Source organism: Sphingomonas cynarae (assembly GCF_039537815.1).
Taxonomy (GTDB): Bacteria; Pseudomonadota; Alphaproteobacteria; order Sphingomonadales; family Sphingomonadaceae; genus Sphingomonas; species Sphingomonas cynarae.
In genome coordinates, this window is the sequence record NZ_BAABBF010000005.1 from 349,507 (window position 1) to 365,508 (window position 16,002).

Here is a 16,002-nt window from a genome sequence, read left to right on the forward strand (position 1 = left end):
GCATGAAGTTCGATACACCCGCCGTCGCCAACCCGATCGACCGGATGAAGGTTGTCGGGCGCGTGCATACCCGCATCGACGGCCCGCTCAAGACGACCGGGCTGGCGCCCTATGCCTATGAGCATCATCGCGAGATCGAGAACGCCGCTTATGGCTATGCCGTAGGCACAGCCGTCGCCAAGGGCCGCATCAACGCGATCGACACGGTCGCGGCGAAGGCTGCACCGGGCGTAATCGCGATCGTCACCGCCGCGGATGTGGGCAAGCTTGGCAAGGGTAAGTTCAACACCGTCAAGCTACTCGCCGGGCCGGACGTCGATCATTATCACCAGGCAGTGGCGGTCGTCGTCGCCGAGACGTTCGAGCAGGCCCGCGCCGCGGCCGGCTTGGTCCGCGTCGATTATGCGCGCGGCAAGGGCAGGTTCGATCTGGATGCGGCGTTGAAGACGGCGCCGCTGACCGACGCGGACAAGCCCGGCAAGGGCGAAGACCGGGTCGGCACGTTCGAAACCGCCTTCGCATCCGCGCCGGTCAAGCTCGATGCGCACTATACCACGCCGGATCACAGCCATGCGATGATGGAGCCGTTCGCCTCGATCGCCGCCTGGAACGGCGACGCGCTGACGGTGTGGACGTCGAACCAGATGATCGACTGGGGTCGCACCGATCTCGCCACCACGCTGAACATGCCGAAGGAGAAGGTCACCTTCCTTTCGCCCTATGTCGGCGGCGGTTTTGGCGGGAAGCTGTTCCTGCGCAGCGATGCGGTCCTCGCGGCGCTCGGCGCGAAGGCGGCAGGGCGTCCGGTCAAGCTGGCGATGAGCCGGCCGTTCATGGCCAACAACACGACGCATCGGCCGGCGACGCGCCAGCGCATCCGCATCGGCGCAGCGAAGGACGGCACGATCACCGCGATCGCGCATGAGAGCGGCTCGGGCGACCAGCCGAACGGCAGTCCGGAAGCGGCAGTCCTGCAGACGAACCTGCTCTATGCTGGCGCGAACCGCCTGACGTCGATGCGCCTCGCGGTGCTCGACCTGCCCGAGGGCAACGCGATGCGCGCGCCGGGCGAAGCGCCGGGCCTGATGGCGCTTGAGATCGCGATGGACGAGATGGCGGAAAAGCTCCGCATGGATCCGATCGCCTTCCGCGTGAAGAACGACACGCAGGTCGATCCGAAGGATCCCAAGCGACGCTTCTCGCAGCGTGAGCTGGTCCGCTGCCTGACCGAGGGTGCACAGCAGTTCGGCTGGTCGCGTCGCAACGCGCAGCCCGGCCAGGTTCGCGACGGGCGCTGGCTGGTCGGGATGGGCGTGGCATCCGCGTTCCGTAATCACATGAACATGACGTCGGGTGCTCGCGTCCGGCTCGGCAATGACGGCATCGTCACCGTCGAGACCGACATGACCGACATCGGCACCGGCAGCTACACGATCATCGCGCAGACCGCGGCGGAGATGATGGGCGTCCCCCTCGACGCGGTCGTCGTCAAGCTCGGCAGCTCGGCATTCCCGGTCTCCGCCGGGTCGGGCGGCCAGTTCGGCGCCGCCAACGCGACGGCGGGGGTGTATGCGGCGTGCGTCAAGCTGCGCGAGGCCGTCGCCCAGCGTCTCGGCTATAATTCGGCCGATGCGGTGTTCGACGGCGGCAAGGTCACGAGCGGCAATCGCTCGGCCGACCTTCGCCAAGCCGCCTCCTCAGGCGAGTTGGTTGCCGAGGACAAGATCGAATATGGCGATCTCGACAAGAGCTGGCAGCTGTCAACCTTCGGCGCACACTTCGTCGAGGTCGGCGTCGATAGCTATACGGGCGCGACCCGCCTGCGTCGCATGCTGGCGGTCTGCGCATCCGGGCGGATCATCAATCCGACCTCGGCGCGTAGCCAGGTGATCGGCGCGATGACGATGGGTGTCGGCTCAGCGTTGATGGAGGAACTGGCGGTCGACAAGCGCTTCGGCTTCTTCGTCAACCACGACCTGGCCAGCTACGAGGTGCCGGTCCACGCCGACATCCCGCACCAGGACGTGATCTTCCTCGACGAGGCCGACGACAAGGCCAATCCGATGAAGGCTAAGGGCATCGGCGAGCTCGGCCTGTGCGGCGTCGGCGCGGCGGTAGCGAACGCCATGTACAACGCGACGGGCGTCCGCCTTCGCGATTATCCACTGACCCTCGACAAGCATTTCGATCGGCTGCCGGCGGTGGCGTGAGCCACGCCGCACTGGTCGAATGTGCTCTAGGGCGAATGGGAGACAAGATGATGATACCCGAAAAGACCGCCCTGTTGCTGATCGAGTACCAGAACGACTTCGTCAGCGAAGGCGGCGCCCAGCATGATGCGGTGAAGGCGGTGATGGCCGACACCGACATGCTGGCGCACAGCCGGGCCGTCGTCGAACGAGCGCGCGCGCAGGGCGTGACCGTGATGCACGCGCCAATCACCTTCGCGGAGGGTTATCCGGAGATCCCGTCCGATCCTTACGGTATCCTCGCCGGCATCAAGCAGGCTAACGCGTTCCGGAAAGACAGCTGGGGCGCGGCGATTGCCGATGCGATGGCACCGGTCGACGGCGACATCGTGATCGAGGGCAAGCGGGGCCTCGATTGCTTCGCGAGCACCAATATCGACTTCATCCTGCGTCAGCGTGGCATCACCGATCTGGCGATCGCCGGGTTCCTGACAAATTGCTGCGTCGAATCGACCATGCGCTCGGCGTACGAACGCGGCTTCCGCGTCGTCACGCTGACCGACTGCACGGCGACGCTGAGCCCCGAAGAGCAGCACGCTGCGGTCACGAAGAACTTCCCGATGTTCTCCAAGCCGATGACGCACGACCAGTTCCTGGCCGATCTGGAGACGAGTGCATGAAGTTCGACACGCCTGCGGGCACGACTCCAATCGACCGCCTGACCGTGGTCGGACGCGCACACACGCGCGTCGAAGGTCCCCTGAAGACGACCGGCACGGCACGCTACGCCGCCGAGCATCACGATTTCGCGCCAGATGCGGCCCATGGCTACATCCTGGGTGCAGCGATCGGCAAGGGACGCATCGACCGCATCGATACCGCGGCGGCACATGCCGCGCCCGGCGTCCGTGCGATCGTCACCTATGAAAATTCGGGCCCGATCGGCAAGGGCGAGTTCTACACCCAGCGCATTCTGGCCGGCCCGATGGTCGATCATTATCATCAGGCGGTCGCGGTCGTCGTCGCCGACACCTTCGAACAGGCGCGCGCGGCGGCGTCGCTGATCCGCGTCACGTATGCGCGCGGGAAGGGGCGCTTCGATCTGGCCGCGCAAAAATCATCGGCCCCGATCGCGCCGGAGGAACCGTTCGGTGGCTCGACGAACGCGTCGGTCGGCAACTTCGCAAGCGCGTTTGCCAGCGCGCCGGTCAAGGTCGACGAATCTTATACGGTCCCCGATCAGGCGCATGCGATGATGGAACCCCATGCGAGTATTGCGCGGTGGGATGGTGACAAGCTCACCTGCTGGACGTCGATTCAGGCGATGAACTGGGGCTGTCGCGACCTGGGCCTCATCATCGGCACGCCAAAAGAAAATATCCGCCTGCATTCCCCCTTCATCGGCGGCGGCTTTGGCGGCAAGGGCACGACGCAGAGCGATCTGGCACTCGCGGCGATCGCCGCGCGGGTATCGGGCCGTCCGGTCAAGGTCGTGCTGCAACGCCCGCTGATGTTCAACAATACCATTCACCGCCCCAAGACGATCCAGCGCGTTCGACTGGGCGCCGGCAAGGACGGCCGTCTCGTTGCCATCGGTCACGATAGCTGGTCGGGCAACCTGGCGGGTGGCCGCACCGAGCCCACCAACCTGCCGACGCAGTTGATGTATGCCGGCGAGAACCGCCAGTTGCGGCGCTATCTCAGCCCTCTCGATCTCGCCGAGGGCAACGCCATGCGCGCGCCGGGCGAGGCCCCGGGGATGATGGCGCTGGAAGTCGCGATGGACGAGCTTGCGGAAAAGCTCGAAATGGATCCGGTCGCTCTGCGGATCGCTAACGACACGCAGGTCGACCCTTCGAAGCCCGAGCGCAAATTCTCCACCCGGCCGTTCGTGCAGTGCCTGAAAGAGGGCGCGGACCGGTTCGGCTGGAATGCGCGGGTCGCCAAACCCGGCAGCCGTCGCGAAGGCAAGTGGCTGATCGGCATGGGCGTCGCCAGCGCGATCCGTGGAGCACCGATCATGAAGGCCGGCGCCCGCGTGCGACTGGGCAAGGACGGACACGTCACGGTCGAGACCGACATGACCGACATCGGCCAGGGCAGCTACACGATTGTCGCGCAGACCGCCGCCGAGATGATGGGCGTTCCGCTCGAACGGGTGACCGCCAAGCTCGGCGATTCCACCTTCCCCGAAACACCCGGCTCGGGCGGCCAGGCGGGTGCCGCGTCGGCTACGGCTGGCGTATATGCCGCGTGCGCGAAGCTGCGCGAATTGGTGGCGCAGCGGATGGGCTTCAACACGACCGACGTGACGTTCGCGGACGGGCGCGTCAGTTCGGCGGGCCGTTCGGTCCCGCTGGCCGATGCCGCCAGGGACGGCGAGATCGTCGCCGAGGATGTCATGGAATTTGGCGACCTGAACAAGGAGTATGCGCAGCAGACCGTCGGCGCGCATTTTGCCGAGGTTGGAGTGGATGCCTATACCGGCGCGGTCCGCGTCCGACGGATGCTGGCGGTCTGCGCCGCCGGGCGTATCCTCAACCCGATCACGGCGCGCAGCCAGGTGATCGGGGGGATGACGATGGGGATCGGCGCCGCACTGATGGAGGAAATGGCCGTCGACACCCGCTTCGGCTTCTTCGTCAATCACGACCTTGCCGGCTACGAGGTGCCCGTCCACGCCGACGTCCCGCATCTCGAGGCGCATTTCATCGACGAGGTCGATGCGACGATGTCGCCGTTGAAGGCAAAGGGGGTCGGCGAGCTGGGTTTGGTCGGCGTCGCGCCGGCGATCGCCAACGCGGTGTACAACGCGACCGGCGTTCGGGTGCGCGAATATCCGGTGACGCTCGACAAGCACTTCGCAGGCCTGCCGGAAATCGCGTGACGCGACAGATCTGCAGCTGCGTTGCGAGGGGCGCGGCTGCGGTCGTCCACGCCGGTACGCTATAGCGTGCACGCAGCCGCCATCGCGTCAATGTTCGGTTCGAGCACCCGGCGTGAAGCCGTTGGCTGAAGCGGCGTAGGCAATGGCGAAGGCGACGCCCAGCAAGGCCAGCATCGCGGGGAAAAACGCAACGACACCTGCGCTGCGATAGATCAGCGCGCCGACCGCGCCGCCGCACGCGATGCTCACGTTCCAGACCGTCGTCAGCATGGCGCCGACGATATCGACGCCCTCGCCCGCCGCGTCGGAGGCCGCCGTCTGGATCGAGGTCGCAGCCCCGCCGAACGTCAGGCCCCACAGGACGACGCCGACAAGGATGACGCTGTTGCTGTGCGGCAGAAAGCCGAGCACCGCAGTCGCAGCGGCGAACACCGCGAGGCTGGCGAGGACGTGGAGGCGCAGGTGGCGGTCCACAGCGGCACCCGTGATCCAGATCCCTGCGAGCGCGGCGCATCCGAACACCAGCAGGAGCAAGCTCACCCGGCTACCGTCGCCGGCCCATTCCGCGTACGGCGCGACATAGGTGTAGAGGATGTAATGCGCCGTCACCCAAGCGAACGCGGTGGCAAGGATCGGCGCCACGCCCGGCATCCGCAGCACGGCCAGGTTCGACAGCTTGCGCTCGGGCGGCTGGCCGGCGCTGTCCGGCATCTTCCACGCGACCGCCCCGGCCAGGCATAGCGCGAGCGCGGCTAGCACCAGGAACGCGATCCGCCAGCCGATCGCCCCGCCCGCGAACGTGCCCAGCGGCACGCCGACCGACAGCGCCAGCGGGGTGCCGATCATCGCCAGTGCGAGCGCGCGGCCCTTCAACCGATCCACTACCAACCGGCGCGCATAGCCTCCGAGGATGCCCCAGCCGAGCCCGGCGGAAACGCCCGCCGCAAACCGCGCGACGAGCGTTACCGCATAGCTGTGGGAGAGCGCGGTCACGACATCGAACACCAGCAGGCCGAAGATTGCCGCGAGCAGGAGTGGCTTGCGCGCATAGCTCTGCGTGACACTGACGAGCGGAATGGCCGCCATCACCGATCCGACGGCATAGACCGTCACCATCTGGCCGGCGAGCGCGCGCGAAATGTTCAGATCATCGGCGACCTGGGGCAACAGACCTGCGGGGAGCGTCTCGGTCACGATCGCGGTGAACCCGGTCAGCGCGAGCAGGATGAGCGCGCCAACGGGGAGCGTATCGCGCTCGGCGCGCGCCTGTGGTTCGATATCCAAGACTTCACCTTTGTGCGATCGCCGGACGAGCGACGTGCCCGATCGATGGGAGAAGACTGTCCTACGATCCGCCCGCGCAATCGCGGCATGGCGGCTGCTCAACGCCCGGATGAGCAGGCGTCATGACGGCCGTTACGTGGCGCGGACACCGTCGCACGCTGAGCGCCGCTCATCATAGCATCAACGCAAGACCGTGTTGTTCGGGTCGGGGGCGGCGGTTAGATCAAGATAGACACACGTGCCGGCCGAGGATCGCCGCGCTTGAAGCCGCCCTTGCCGATACGCTGGCGACCAAACCGCGACGCCACGGCTTGCTGCTTCAGCTTGGCGATGATCCGGCGGTCGCGTGCCATGCGGGCGTAAGGGGAAGGTGACGATGCGCGCTATCGAGGCAGGACGCCCCCTTCTCTGTCTGTTGGCTCTGCTGACGGCATGCGGCCAACCAGCAGCGACCGCGAAGGCAAGCAACGCCTTGATATCCTATGCAAACAGCGCGCGAGAGACACGAACAATGACGACTATCGAAATCGATGCCGGGACGCGTCAGTGGACTGCGCAGATTGCGGACTCCCCCTCGGCACGCGATTTCCTCGCGCAGCTGCCGCTCGACCTGACGCTGACCGATTATGCAGCGACGGAAAAGGTCGCCACTTTGCCCCGACCGCTGACCCGCGACGGCGCCCCGGCCGCGGTCACGCCGCGCGCCGGAGAGATCGGCTATTACGCGCCGTGGGGGAACATCGCGCTTTACCACAAGGACGGCCCGCACTCTCCCGGCCTCGTGATCCTCGGTCGGATCGACGGCCCTTACGCCGATCTCGCGAGCCCCGGTGCCGTGAAGGTTACAATTCGACAGCGCGTCGCTCCTCCGACCGAACGCTGATCCTTCGAGGGAGGACGCCCCTGCCGATCCCGCAGTCGCCCGTCGATCGCTTGCGAGGCTAAACCATAGAGCCCAGGATACACTATGCCGACCAGCCGATCCGATCTCGCCGACCTGACCTACTTCCTGGCAATCTCCCGACATCGAAGTTTCAGGCTCGCCGGGCTCGAACTCGGGGTCAGCGCATCGGCGCTCAGCCATGCCTTGAAGGGGCTCGAGGCACGGCTCGGCGTCCGCCTCCTCCACCGCACGAACCGGAGCGTCACCCTGACTGCCGCTGGCGAGGAGTTGCGAGACAAGGTGGCTGAGCCGTTCGGCACGATCGATCAGGCTGTCGAGAGCCTCAACCGCTATCGCGACGCGCCAACCGGGCGGGTTCGTCTGAACGTCGCCGCCGAAGCGGCGCCCTTATTGCTCGCGCCGGTCATGCCGATCTTCATCGAGCGGTATCCCGATATCGAGATCGACATCGCCGCGCGGGACCAGATGACCGACGTCATCGAAGATGGCTTCGACGCCGGGATCCGTTACGCCGGAACGGTGCCCGAGGACATGGTGGCGCAACGTCTTTCGGGCGAGCTTCGCTGGATAGTCGTCGCATCCCCCGCCTATCTCGAGAAGTTCGGCGTTCCGCAGCACCCGTCGGATTTGGAACACCACCATTGTCTCGGCGTCCGCCTCGGAAATGCGCATATCTACCGCTGGGAATTCGAAGGCCCCGAGGGCGAATTCTCGGTCCCCGTCGCGAGCAAGGTCCTCGTCAACGGGGGGCGCGCGATGCTGGCCATGGCGCTCGCGGGGACCGGACTTATGTACGGCATGGAGGCAACCTTCGCCCCCTATATCGCGCGCGGAGAACTACGCCCGGTGCTAGAGGACTGGTCAACGATGGGCCCGGCATACCACATCTATTATTCCAGCCGTCGCCAAGTGCCGACTGGCCTGAAACTTTTGATCGAACTCATTCGCGAGTTGCGTCCGCTAGGCCTTTAGACACGCGAATTGGAAATGCGCATGCAACGTCGGCGCTCATCGCGAACTGCTCGTACCATCGGTTGTCGTAGACATGCGCCATACGCTCCTTGGCATCGAAGACCCACAAGCAGACATTCAGCGCACCCTGCACCCGTCCCGGCTTCAGGCGCTTGTTCATATTAGCCTGCGCGGCCGCGGAGCCGCCCTGAATACGTCTGACCCACTACGGCATCGCCGGGTTCAACATGACTGCAGCGCACGCCAAGGTGCTGGGCGAGGCCATCAATGAGATCTCCCGTGGTGATGAGCACATGACGAAGGCCGTCAGAAGCACCTTGAACATTCAAGCCGAAGCTGTTCGGATCTTGATCATAAGAGTTTACTAACGACGTAGTGCTGCTGCACTACCGCGCTAAAGCACGTGTGTGAACTCTGCAGCAAGCAGGACGTTCGAGATACCCCGACTGAATCTGCCAGGATCGCAACGCCTTGCGGTCGGTTAGATCGGGCCGGCAGTATAAACTCGAGTGGAGAGACAGCATGAGCGATGGCAACCGGAGCGGATACGGCAACAATGCGTCGGAAGGCGACATTGCTCGTCGCACAGATGGTGCGTTCGACCGTCATGACGATCCGAACCGTGGCCCCGTTGATCGTGCGGCCAATGCTGTAACCGGGGGTACCGGCGGTATGAGATCGGCCATGAACCACGATGATCCCAATCGTGGGCCGCTGGACCGCGCCACGAATGCCATGAACGGGACTGACGCCCCAAACAGCGGACCTCTTGATCGTGCGGCCAATGCTGTAACGGGTGGCGTCACTGCTGCCAGCGCCGGTGCATCAGGTGTGACCGGGGGTACGACCGGGGGTACGGTTTCGGCAATGTTCGACAACGAAGCCGAAGCCCAGCGGGCGGTAGCCGACTTACGCAGCGCTGGCGTGGAGGACAGTGCGCTGTCCGTAATCGCTCGGAGCAATGGCACGACGACCGCTCGTGACGTTGATGGCGAGGTTACGGACGAGCATCATGAAAGTCTTGCCCGCGGCATTCTGGGCGGCGGTGCGCTGGGTGCGGGCCTTGGGGTACTTGCTCTGGCAATCCCGGGCGTTGGCCCGCTGGTGGCGGCTGGTGCAATTGCCGCCTCTGCAGTGCCCGGTGCAATGGCGATCGGCGCCGCGGCCGGAGCCGCAGCGGGTTCGTTCAACGAAGTGCTCAAGGGTCATGGCATCAATGATGAGGACGCCTCCTACTACGGTGAGCACCTCACCGGTGGCGGTGTACTCGTGACTGTGAACGCAGCGGCAGGAAACGCGAATGTCAGCGAGATCCTGCGGCGCAACGGCGGTCACAGTGTGAGCAACCCCCGCACTGCCTCACGGTAAGGAATGACGGACGACCGGGAGGCTGAACTCCCGGTCGTTTTCAATGGTCGACTTACGTGCTTGATCCCACGTTTTGATGTGCGATCTTATTCTTGGAATGTAAGGACGCGGTATGGATAAAGCGTGGCATCAAACCGGCCGGCTAGCTCCTGGCATAGGTGCCGAGCGCCCCACGCCATATCCGTAGCGGATATAACACCTTGACCACGTTGCTGATCGGAAAGTTACGCCCGTTGTACGAGCTGCTCGATCGTATCTGGCTCGGCACTGATCAGCGACAATAGAACTCGTGCCGGCGCGTCTGGCTGGCTGCGGCACTGCTCCCAGTCCCGCACCGTCCCCAACGGGAGATGGTATGCGCGGGCGAATTGATCCTGAGTTTTGCCGGTGCGCTTGCGGATCGCCGCCACGTCGATCGGGGCGGCCACCTTGCTACGCCCCGCCTCACCATTGGCATGGGCGATGGCGTCATCGAGGCCAGCGGCGATCTTGTCGAAGGCGCTCTTCATCTTTTTCTCCTAAGGCTGTCGGTCAGCGTCTTGGTGAGCATGGCGAGGGCATTGCGCTCGCCCTTCGTGAGGTTGGCCTTCTCGTTCTTGCCGAACACCGTCAGCAGGAAGGTCGGCATATCGGTGCCCGCGAAGTAGCTGATGACCCGGTACCCACCAGATTTGCCACCGCCCGGACGTGCTACCCGCAGCTTCCGAGCCCCGCCACATCCCGGCATGATCTCGCCAGCCTCCGGATTAGCAGCAATCAGGTCGACCACCATCTGCTGCTCCTCGGTGCTCATGCCAACGTCCTTTGCCGCAGCAAGATAGGCATTGGTTTCGATGACCGACTGCATGTTGAATATGTACGGGATACCCGTATCCAGTCAAGTGCCGTGCAACTGAGCTGATGCTGGCATCAATCCATCAGGTAGATGACCATACCAAGTACCGACAGGTGTCTGAGCCCTCTGGCCCACCATCTGAACGAACGTCCGCTTACCGCCGATCGCCGCTGGAAAGCGGACAGGCGGCAATCCACCATTTTCGCGGTGCATGAGGCATTTTCGATGATTGCACCGTCAAAAAAAGTCCGATCGCCCTCAAGCGATCGGACTCCCTCAACACATTCGGGCAGCAGTCATGCAGACGCTAAGCCCCACAGATCGCTTCTGATCCGCGATAGCCCGCGGCACGATGTATTGCGGCCCACCCTCCACACTTCCGATGGTCACGAATCGGGCAAAACGCCCGTCGTCCAGCCATTCCGCCACATCGAACCATTCGGACGGCTCGTCCGCCAATGATCGGCACTCCCCCTCCCCTGCATCCACCGGTCGGACTGCAGCCAGATCTGTGACGCATTCGATCAGGTAGGCTGGCGCACCAAAAACCTCGGTGAAGCTTACTTTCTCAACCTGCTCACTGTCGTCGACAATGCCGGCGATCGCCTGCCGCGTCGGCGCCCATGCTGCCTCCGGCAGATACCGTTTCATCTCCGCCAGATTGTCCATCGTCCTCATGCTTTGCTCCCGTGCTGGTTCCACGGGGCGATGATATTGACCTGGCAATGCCCCCATCCGCGGCCCGATCGGGCAGGCAGGCAAAAGGCATATTGCAAACCGTCGGCAGACGGGTGAAACGCTCCCTTGCCTCCATGAGAGTGGGGGTGGGGCGTGGTAACCTCTAAAGAATCCCGAACCGGTCGCAGCTTTGTGGCCGGGTGGCGGGCGCGCATGTCCAAGGCTCCGGCCCAAAGGCGTCCGCGCCTGTCGGGTTTCGCAGGTTACCAACATCCGGCTTCGGCCGTCGCCCCGATGGACAAGGGGGGACGACAAGATGATCAGTTACAATTCTCGACGCGTGATGACGTGCGGCGTGATCCTCGCACTTGCGCTCAGCGGATGTCGGGCGGCGAACGAGACGCCTGAAGCTGCCAACGGCGACACGACAGCAGCGCCTACCCCGCGAGCGGTGCCCACTGCGGCACCGGCAGCAGTGATCACACCGGCCGGCCCCGAGATGCTCAGCACCGTCGGCCTCTACGATGGGACACCGCTGACCCAGGTCGCCGCGCGACAGGGAACGTTCGCCATCGAGAAGATCGATGACTTGGACACACTGACGCTCAACGGCAAGCCAACCCGGTTCAAGACAGCTCAAGCCGATGTGCCGGAGCCCGTCGCGGCCAATAGCAGCATCAGCCTTGTCGGGGTGTTCGAGCTTCCGCAGGAAAGCGTCGCCTGGGTGATCATCATCGGTGGCAGTGCGTGCGTAGGAACGCATGTGCTGGTCGGCGCCCGATCGGGCCTGGCCCTCCCCGGGCAAAATATCCCCGGCTGCGATGACCGCGGGACCATGCGCCGGGTAGACGATCACATCACGTTCGAGGCGGGTGGCTCGAGCGGCACCTATGAGGACGGGTCAATCTCGGTCTCGAGCAAGCCGGTGTAGCAGCGGCGGAAAGCCGCACGTGGTCGTCGGCTGGGGTCACTAACATGCCCCAGGCACGCCCATCACCACCCATCGAAGGAAACACTATGAGGCTCCACCTCGTCACCGCCGCATGCGCCGTCGCGCTATGCTCAACACCCGCCGCCGCCCAGACGTCCGACCTTGCGCGGTCCATCGTCGGCCTGATCGGCAACGCCGTCGCCACGAGCAAGCAACGCAAGATCACGGCACAACTGTCTGCGCCGCTCACCTATGAGGAAGCGGCGGGGCCCCGCGATCTCGCTAACCGCAACGATCCCCGCAACCTCGACATCGGCGGCGTGCGCCTAGGCATGTCGATCGTGCAGGCTCAATCCGCTCTACGCGCCGCCGGCTACACCGACAGGGGGCCACAAAATGATCAACCTTCCTACATCGGCAACGTCATGTGGAAATGGCAAACCGAGTATGATTGGAAGGGCAACACTAACGATCGCGCACCACGTGAGCTTGCATGGTTCAAGGGAAACGAGGAAATCTTCGTGGGGCTGATCGCCCTGCCGGACGGTCCGCGCGTCGAGTACGTGCGCTATCAGGCACGTGAGGAGGCACGGATCAGCAAGGACGACCTGCTCCGTCGCATCCTCGCCAAGTATGGCGAGCCGGTGAACGAAGACGAGACCGAGCTGCGGTGGTGCACCATCAAGGCACCTGACTGCGAAGCATCGCCCGACAATGAATTCCCTCTCCTGACGGCATGGCCGGGTAACGGGTCGATCAGGTTGTCCGGCAATGATCCGGGTCTGCAAGCGGCACTCGAGCAGCGCTTCAAGGCGGATGTCGAGAGCCGGAAGCCGGCTGACGTCGCCCCAAGCTTCTGAAGCCATGACGAAACCCCGGCCGCTCCGCGCGACCGGGGTGACTGCCTTTTTTGCGCCCTCGCGGCTGGGTATGGGTCAGCGGGTCTGCCGGCCAATCGCCATCATCCGGCGCATCGTTGGCATGGACGCCAAGCGTTTGATGCCTTTGGCCTCGTAGTGCAGTTCTCCTGATCGCAGGATCGGCTGCGGCCCATGTCCGCATCCACGCCACCAGGACAATACGGCCTCGGACACACCGAGCAACACTGCCGTCTCTGGCGCGGTCAGATAGTGGCGGACGATCCGCTCTGGGCGCGGCGTGCGGTCGAGGAAGACCACGCGGCGGGGCTGGTCAACCAGCGTCATCCAATAGTCGTATAAGGACATGGTTGTTCCTGTGCGGTTCAAAGGTTGATCGGATCGGGGATGCATCACTGCGATGTGTTGGCGCGGAGGCGGTCGGCGACGAAGGCGGCGACGTCATCGACCACGTATCGGACGGTGCTGCGGCTGAGCTTCACGAACCGCGGCCCCTCCCCTGTGATCCGCCAGCGCTCCAGCGTCCTTTCGGTCAACCCGAGCATCTCGGCGACGGCGGCGGGCGCCAGCAGACGGGGCACTTCAGCGGCGGCTTGGTCCATCGCAGCCACGATGGGATCGGTTTTGACTGACCGCGTGGGGAACGGATCGACGATGCGAGCCATGTTCTGCCGGGTAGCGGGGATTTTGTGAGCAAATGCCATTGTGATTTCCAAAAAAAGGCGCCGCAGACAATGTCTACGACGCCATTAGGTTGATGATGATCGAGTTTGATTCAGCAAACGTCCGGCAAAGCCATGTTTGCTGCCTCGACTAGGCGATGAGGAGCAAGGTGCGAGTAGCGCGCCGTCATGGCTGTTGACGCATGGCCGAGCAGCTGACCCACCTCGTAAAGGCTTCGCCCCTGCCCCACCAAACGCGACGCATAGGTATGTCGGAGCTGGTGGAGACACAGGTCACCTTCAATCCCTGCCCGTTCCTTCACCCGTGCCCACGCCTTCCGAAGGTCGCCGACCGGTTTGTCGGGATCGACGACGCTCGGGAACACCCACGGGCTTTCGCCACGGGGCACCCGCTGGAGGATGCGGAGCGCCGCGTCCGAGAGCGGGACGTAGCGGGGTCGTCCGCTCTTCGAGGAGACTGCGGGCACGGTGAGGAGACGGCGATCGATGTCGATCCGTTCCCATCGCGCGCCTAGGACCTCACTTCGCCGGGCACCGGTTGCCGCCAGCAGCGCGATCGCGCACGCCGCCGTCCGGCTTGGCTCGACGTCCAGCGCCCGGAAGAGCGCCACCAATTCCGCGTCGGTCAAGAACCGTTCGCGGCCCTGTTCACGGCGCATCTGCGCGCGTTGGGCTGGATTGCGCCCCTCATAGGCTTCCCAGTGCAGGGCGACATTGAATACCCGCTTGATGAAGGCGGTGTACCGGTTGATCGTCGCACCTGCGAGCCCTTCCCGGCTCAGCCGCTCCTGCAGTTCCGCGACGTCGCCGGGGCGGATCTGATCGAGGTGACGAGACCCCCACGCCGCTTTCAGGCGGAGCCGGTAGAAGCTTTCCTGATCCCGGTAGGAACGCAGCTTGTCCTTGACGTGAGGCAGGTAGCGTCCCTCCACGAACTCTCCGAAAGTCGGCACCCCTTTCAGCTTGTCACGTTCGGCGGCGGGATCGCCCCCGAGCGCCGCCGCCGCCTTGATCTCCTGGGCACGCTTGCGGGCCTGATCGAGCGTCACGTCGCCGTGGCGCCCGATCCGTACCTCCCGCTGACGACCGCGGGCATCATTGTAGCGACAATAGTAAGTGACCCTCCCGGAGGCGCGAACCTCCATGAGAAAGCCGATGAGCTTGTCGTCGAATAGGCGCAGCTTGTCCTTGCCCTCCGGCACTGCCGGTGGGTTCGACGCCAAGCCGCGGGTCAGCGCGGGCATGACGGTATTCTCCAGGTTGGATGTGATGCCCCAGCGAGCGATGCGGGGCGACAATACAATGTTGCGGGCCGCCGACGAACTTTGCAGCCAAAACTGTCAGAACATAGGTCGGGCGTGGATCAGCCAGCGGCCGGTGCGGCCCGGCAGATGGGCACCAGTCTCCTCATCGGCGCCAGGTCTTGCAATCAGCTCCAGTTCCAAACCGAGGAGGCGTCCTGTCGCTGCTGGCGCTCCACCGACAGCGTGATCGAAGGCCCAGACTGGCATCAGGAACGAAGGCGATGGGCCGACCTGGTGGCCTGATGTTGCAAGGCATGAATCGACGGCCGCGCCACCGAAGCGCAGCCGAAACTCATCGACCAACGCCAGCGTATCGATGGTCCCGCCATCGGGACAGACACTGAAGGCTACCACATGGCCAAGATCAAACAGGTTGTGCAATGTAGCCTCAATAAGCTCCCTCTGCTCCCTGGTGGCTGCCAGCCGCCACGCCTGCACCTCTGCCGTGTGGGCAGAGGCCATCGCAACGGTGATGTCGAGGCGCGGGTCCATCATGGCCGCCTCCGTTGATCGTCACGCCCGCCGGGGAGCGCTAGGGTGAACCGGAATAGCGTCACCTCGATCGCAGGCTGTCGATCGCCAGTACCTCGGGCAGATCGACGTCCCGCATGACGCAGTAGGAAGCGAATGGTGGAGCGCGTTCGTTCAACGGCGCGGACGCAGTTCAGCACATGTAGAGCGATTGACCGCAATGACGTGGATGGTGGTGGGTTCATCGTTTCTTCCCGCAGCCGGCAGGATCGCCGGACGCAGGGATAAAATGTAGATTCAGGGCCGATCAGACGCGTTAGTGGAGCGCCTATCGCCAATCACCCCGAGGTCGCGCATTGGCTTCAACCAGCGTAATGGAGATTCCTCTCCGTTTAAGGGGAAGGGGATCAATGCACCACGCCGTCATCACAGCTGGCATGGATCGAGTTGGTCGCAGGCCAAGATTGCCTTCGGGAGGGCCGCTGACGTGACCCCCGTTTTTTCATCCACCTGGAGCTAGAGACCGGCCCCTCGAAGGGACGGACAGATGAAGCGGAAGCAGTTTTCGGAAGAGCAGATCATCGGCATCCTGAAGGAGGCCGAGGCTGGCGCGGCGGT

Annotated in this window: 16 protein-coding genes; 8 read left to right on the forward strand and 8 right to left on the reverse strand. The window is 64.3% G+C overall.

The features are described 5' to 3' along the window. Positions 1–2 precede the first annotated feature (2 nt). The 3 genes from paoC (ABD719_RS12920) to paoC (ABD719_RS12930) are packed head-to-tail and all read left to right on the forward strand — an operon-like array spanning position 3 to position 5,076. Positions 3–2,210 carry an aldehyde oxidoreductase molybdenum-binding subunit PaoC gene (gene paoC, locus ABD719_RS12920; protein ID WP_344693784.1) on the forward strand — a complete coding sequence of 736 codons (2,208 nt, stop codon included), beginning with the start codon at positions 3–5 and terminating at the stop codon, positions 2,208–2,210. 50 nt (positions 2,211–2,260) lie between these two features. Further along, positions 2,261–2,869, forward strand: a complete 609-nt coding sequence (locus tag ABD719_RS12925; protein ID WP_056024818.1) for a cysteine hydrolase family protein — start codon at positions 2,261–2,263, stop codon at positions 2,867–2,869. Continuing rightward, a complete protein-coding gene (gene paoC, locus ABD719_RS12930) occupies positions 2,866–5,076 on the forward strand; it encodes an aldehyde oxidoreductase molybdenum-binding subunit PaoC (protein ID WP_344693785.1) in 2,211 nt (736 codons plus the stop codon). Before ABD719_RS12925 ends, paoC (ABD719_RS12930) begins: the two co-directional genes overlap by 4 nt. An 87-nt stretch (positions 5,077–5,163) precedes the next feature. Here paoC (ABD719_RS12930) and ABD719_RS12935 read toward each other — a convergent pair whose 3' ends face one another. After that, positions 5,164–6,462, reverse strand: coding sequence for an MFS transporter (locus ABD719_RS12935; RefSeq protein ID WP_344693786.1), 1,299 nt, complete (start codon positions 6,460–6,462; stop codon positions 5,164–5,166). A gap of 409 nt (positions 6,463–6,871) precedes the next feature. On the opposite strand from ABD719_RS12935, the gene ABD719_RS12940 reads away from it, so the two are divergent. The 3 genes from ABD719_RS12940 (at position 6,872) to ABD719_RS12950 (ending at position 9,604) form a co-directional block, all read left to right on the forward strand. Beyond that, positions 6,872–7,243, forward strand: coding sequence for a cyclophilin-like fold protein (locus ABD719_RS12940; protein WP_056024445.1), 372 nt, complete (start codon positions 6,872–6,874; stop codon positions 7,241–7,243). Between the two features lie 84 nt (positions 7,244–7,327). Continuing rightward, positions 7,328–8,236, forward strand: coding sequence for a LysR family transcriptional regulator (locus ABD719_RS12945; RefSeq protein WP_056024441.1), 909 nt, complete (start codon positions 7,328–7,330; stop codon positions 8,234–8,236). A 522-nt stretch (positions 8,237–8,758) separates the two neighbouring features. After that, positions 8,759–9,604 (forward strand): hypothetical protein, encoded by an 846-nt coding sequence (locus ABD719_RS12950; protein ID WP_344693787.1) that lies wholly within the window; start codon positions 8,759–8,761, stop codon positions 9,602–9,604. Positions 9,605–9,828: 224 nt separating this feature from the next. Here ABD719_RS12950 and ABD719_RS12955 read toward each other — a convergent pair whose 3' ends face one another. The 3 genes from ABD719_RS12955 to ABD719_RS12965 all read right to left on the reverse strand — a co-directional run bounded on the left by ABD719_RS12955 (position 9,829) and on the right by ABD719_RS12965 (position 11,117). Continuing rightward, entirely contained in the window at positions 9,829–10,113 is a 285-nt protein-coding gene (locus tag ABD719_RS12955; RefSeq protein ID WP_344693788.1) for a helix-turn-helix domain-containing protein, read from the reverse strand. Next, on the reverse strand, positions 10,110–10,451 hold the full coding sequence (locus tag ABD719_RS12960; RefSeq protein ID WP_344693789.1) for a type II toxin-antitoxin system RelE/ParE family toxin: 342 nt from the start codon (positions 10,449–10,451) through the stop codon (positions 10,110–10,112). The genes ABD719_RS12955 and ABD719_RS12960 overlap by 4 nt, the downstream gene beginning before the upstream one ends. Before the next feature lie 264 nt (positions 10,452–10,715). After that, positions 10,716–11,117, reverse strand: coding sequence for a hypothetical protein (locus ABD719_RS12965; RefSeq protein ID WP_344693790.1), 402 nt, complete (start codon positions 11,115–11,117; stop codon positions 10,716–10,718). A gap of 316 nt (positions 11,118–11,433) precedes the next feature. Here ABD719_RS12965 and ABD719_RS12970 point away from each other — a divergent pair, with 316 nt between their 5' ends. Both ABD719_RS12970 and ABD719_RS12975 read left to right on the forward strand, forming a co-directional pair. Continuing rightward, entirely contained in the window at positions 11,434–12,048 is a 615-nt protein-coding gene (locus ABD719_RS12970) for a hypothetical protein (RefSeq protein WP_344693792.1), read from the forward strand. Positions 12,049–12,134: 86 nt separating this feature from the next. Then, positions 12,135–12,908 carry a hypothetical protein gene (locus ABD719_RS12975; RefSeq protein ID WP_344693793.1) on the forward strand — a complete coding sequence of 258 codons (774 nt, stop codon included), beginning with the start codon at positions 12,135–12,137 and terminating at the stop codon, positions 12,906–12,908. A 75-nt stretch (positions 12,909–12,983) separates the two neighbouring features. Here the strand turns inward: ABD719_RS12975 and ABD719_RS12980 are convergent, their stop codons facing one another. From ABD719_RS12980 to ABD719_RS12995, 4 genes are all read right to left on the reverse strand, one after another. After that, entirely contained in the window at positions 12,984–13,274 is a 291-nt protein-coding gene (locus ABD719_RS12980; protein WP_344693795.1) for a hypothetical protein, read from the reverse strand. A 44-nt stretch (positions 13,275–13,318) separates the two neighbouring features. Further along, a complete protein-coding gene (locus ABD719_RS12985) occupies positions 13,319–13,591 on the reverse strand; it encodes a helix-turn-helix transcriptional regulator (RefSeq protein ID WP_344693796.1) in 273 nt (90 codons plus the stop codon). A 110-nt stretch (positions 13,592–13,701) separates the two neighbouring features. Continuing rightward, positions 13,702–14,853: a tyrosine-type recombinase/integrase gene (locus tag ABD719_RS12990; RefSeq protein ID WP_344693797.1), complete on the reverse strand. Its 1,152-nt coding sequence runs from the start codon at positions 14,851–14,853 to the stop codon at positions 13,702–13,704. Between the two features lie 96 nt (positions 14,854–14,949). Continuing rightward, positions 14,950–15,408, reverse strand: coding sequence for a hypothetical protein (locus ABD719_RS12995; RefSeq protein ID WP_344693798.1), 459 nt, complete (start codon positions 15,406–15,408; stop codon positions 14,950–14,952). Positions 15,409–16,002 lie beyond the last annotated feature (594 nt).

Excerpts from the sequence above, each read along its gene's own strand:
- ABD719_RS12950 (WP_344693787.1), top strand. The coding sequence starts at position 8,759 with ATGAGCGATGGCAACCGGAGCGGATACGGCAACAATGCGTCGGAAGGC.
- ABD719_RS12990 (WP_344693797.1), bottom strand. The coding sequence starts at position 14,853 with ATGCCCGCGCTGACCCGCGGCTTGGCGTCGAACCCACCGGCAGTGCCG.
- paoC (WP_344693784.1), top strand. The coding sequence starts at position 3 with ATGAAGTTCGATACACCCGCCGTCGCCAACCCGATCGACCGGATGAAG.
- ABD719_RS12955 (WP_344693788.1), bottom strand. The coding sequence starts at position 10,113 with ATGAAGAGCGCCTTCGACAAGATCGCCGCTGGCCTCGATGACGCCATC.
- ABD719_RS12985 (WP_344693796.1), bottom strand. The coding sequence starts at position 13,591 with ATGGCTCGCATCGTCGATCCGTTCCCCACGCGGTCAGTCAAAACCGAT.
- ABD719_RS12925 (WP_056024818.1), top strand. The coding sequence starts at position 2,261 with ATGATACCCGAAAAGACCGCCCTGTTGCTGATCGAGTACCAGAACGAC.
- ABD719_RS12970 (WP_344693792.1), top strand. The coding sequence starts at position 11,434 with ATGATCAGTTACAATTCTCGACGCGTGATGACGTGCGGCGTGATCCTC.
- ABD719_RS12980 (WP_344693795.1), bottom strand. The coding sequence starts at position 13,274 with ATGTCCTTATACGACTATTGGATGACGCTGGTTGACCAGCCCCGCCGC.
- ABD719_RS12995 (WP_344693798.1), bottom strand. The coding sequence starts at position 15,408 with ATGATGGACCCGCGCCTCGACATCACCGTTGCGATGGCCTCTGCCCAC.
- ABD719_RS12940 (WP_056024445.1), top strand. The coding sequence starts at position 6,872 with ATGACGACTATCGAAATCGATGCCGGGACGCGTCAGTGGACTGCGCAG.
- ABD719_RS12965 (WP_344693790.1), bottom strand. The coding sequence starts at position 11,117 with ATGAGGACGATGGACAATCTGGCGGAGATGAAACGGTATCTGCCGGAG.
- ABD719_RS12945 (WP_056024441.1), top strand. The coding sequence starts at position 7,328 with ATGCCGACCAGCCGATCCGATCTCGCCGACCTGACCTACTTCCTGGCA.
- ABD719_RS12975 (WP_344693793.1), top strand. The coding sequence starts at position 12,135 with ATGAGGCTCCACCTCGTCACCGCCGCATGCGCCGTCGCGCTATGCTCA.
- paoC (WP_344693785.1), top strand. The coding sequence starts at position 2,866 with ATGAAGTTCGACACGCCTGCGGGCACGACTCCAATCGACCGCCTGACC.
- ABD719_RS12960 (WP_344693789.1), bottom strand. The coding sequence starts at position 10,451 with ATGCAGTCGGTCATCGAAACCAATGCCTATCTTGCTGCGGCAAAGGAC.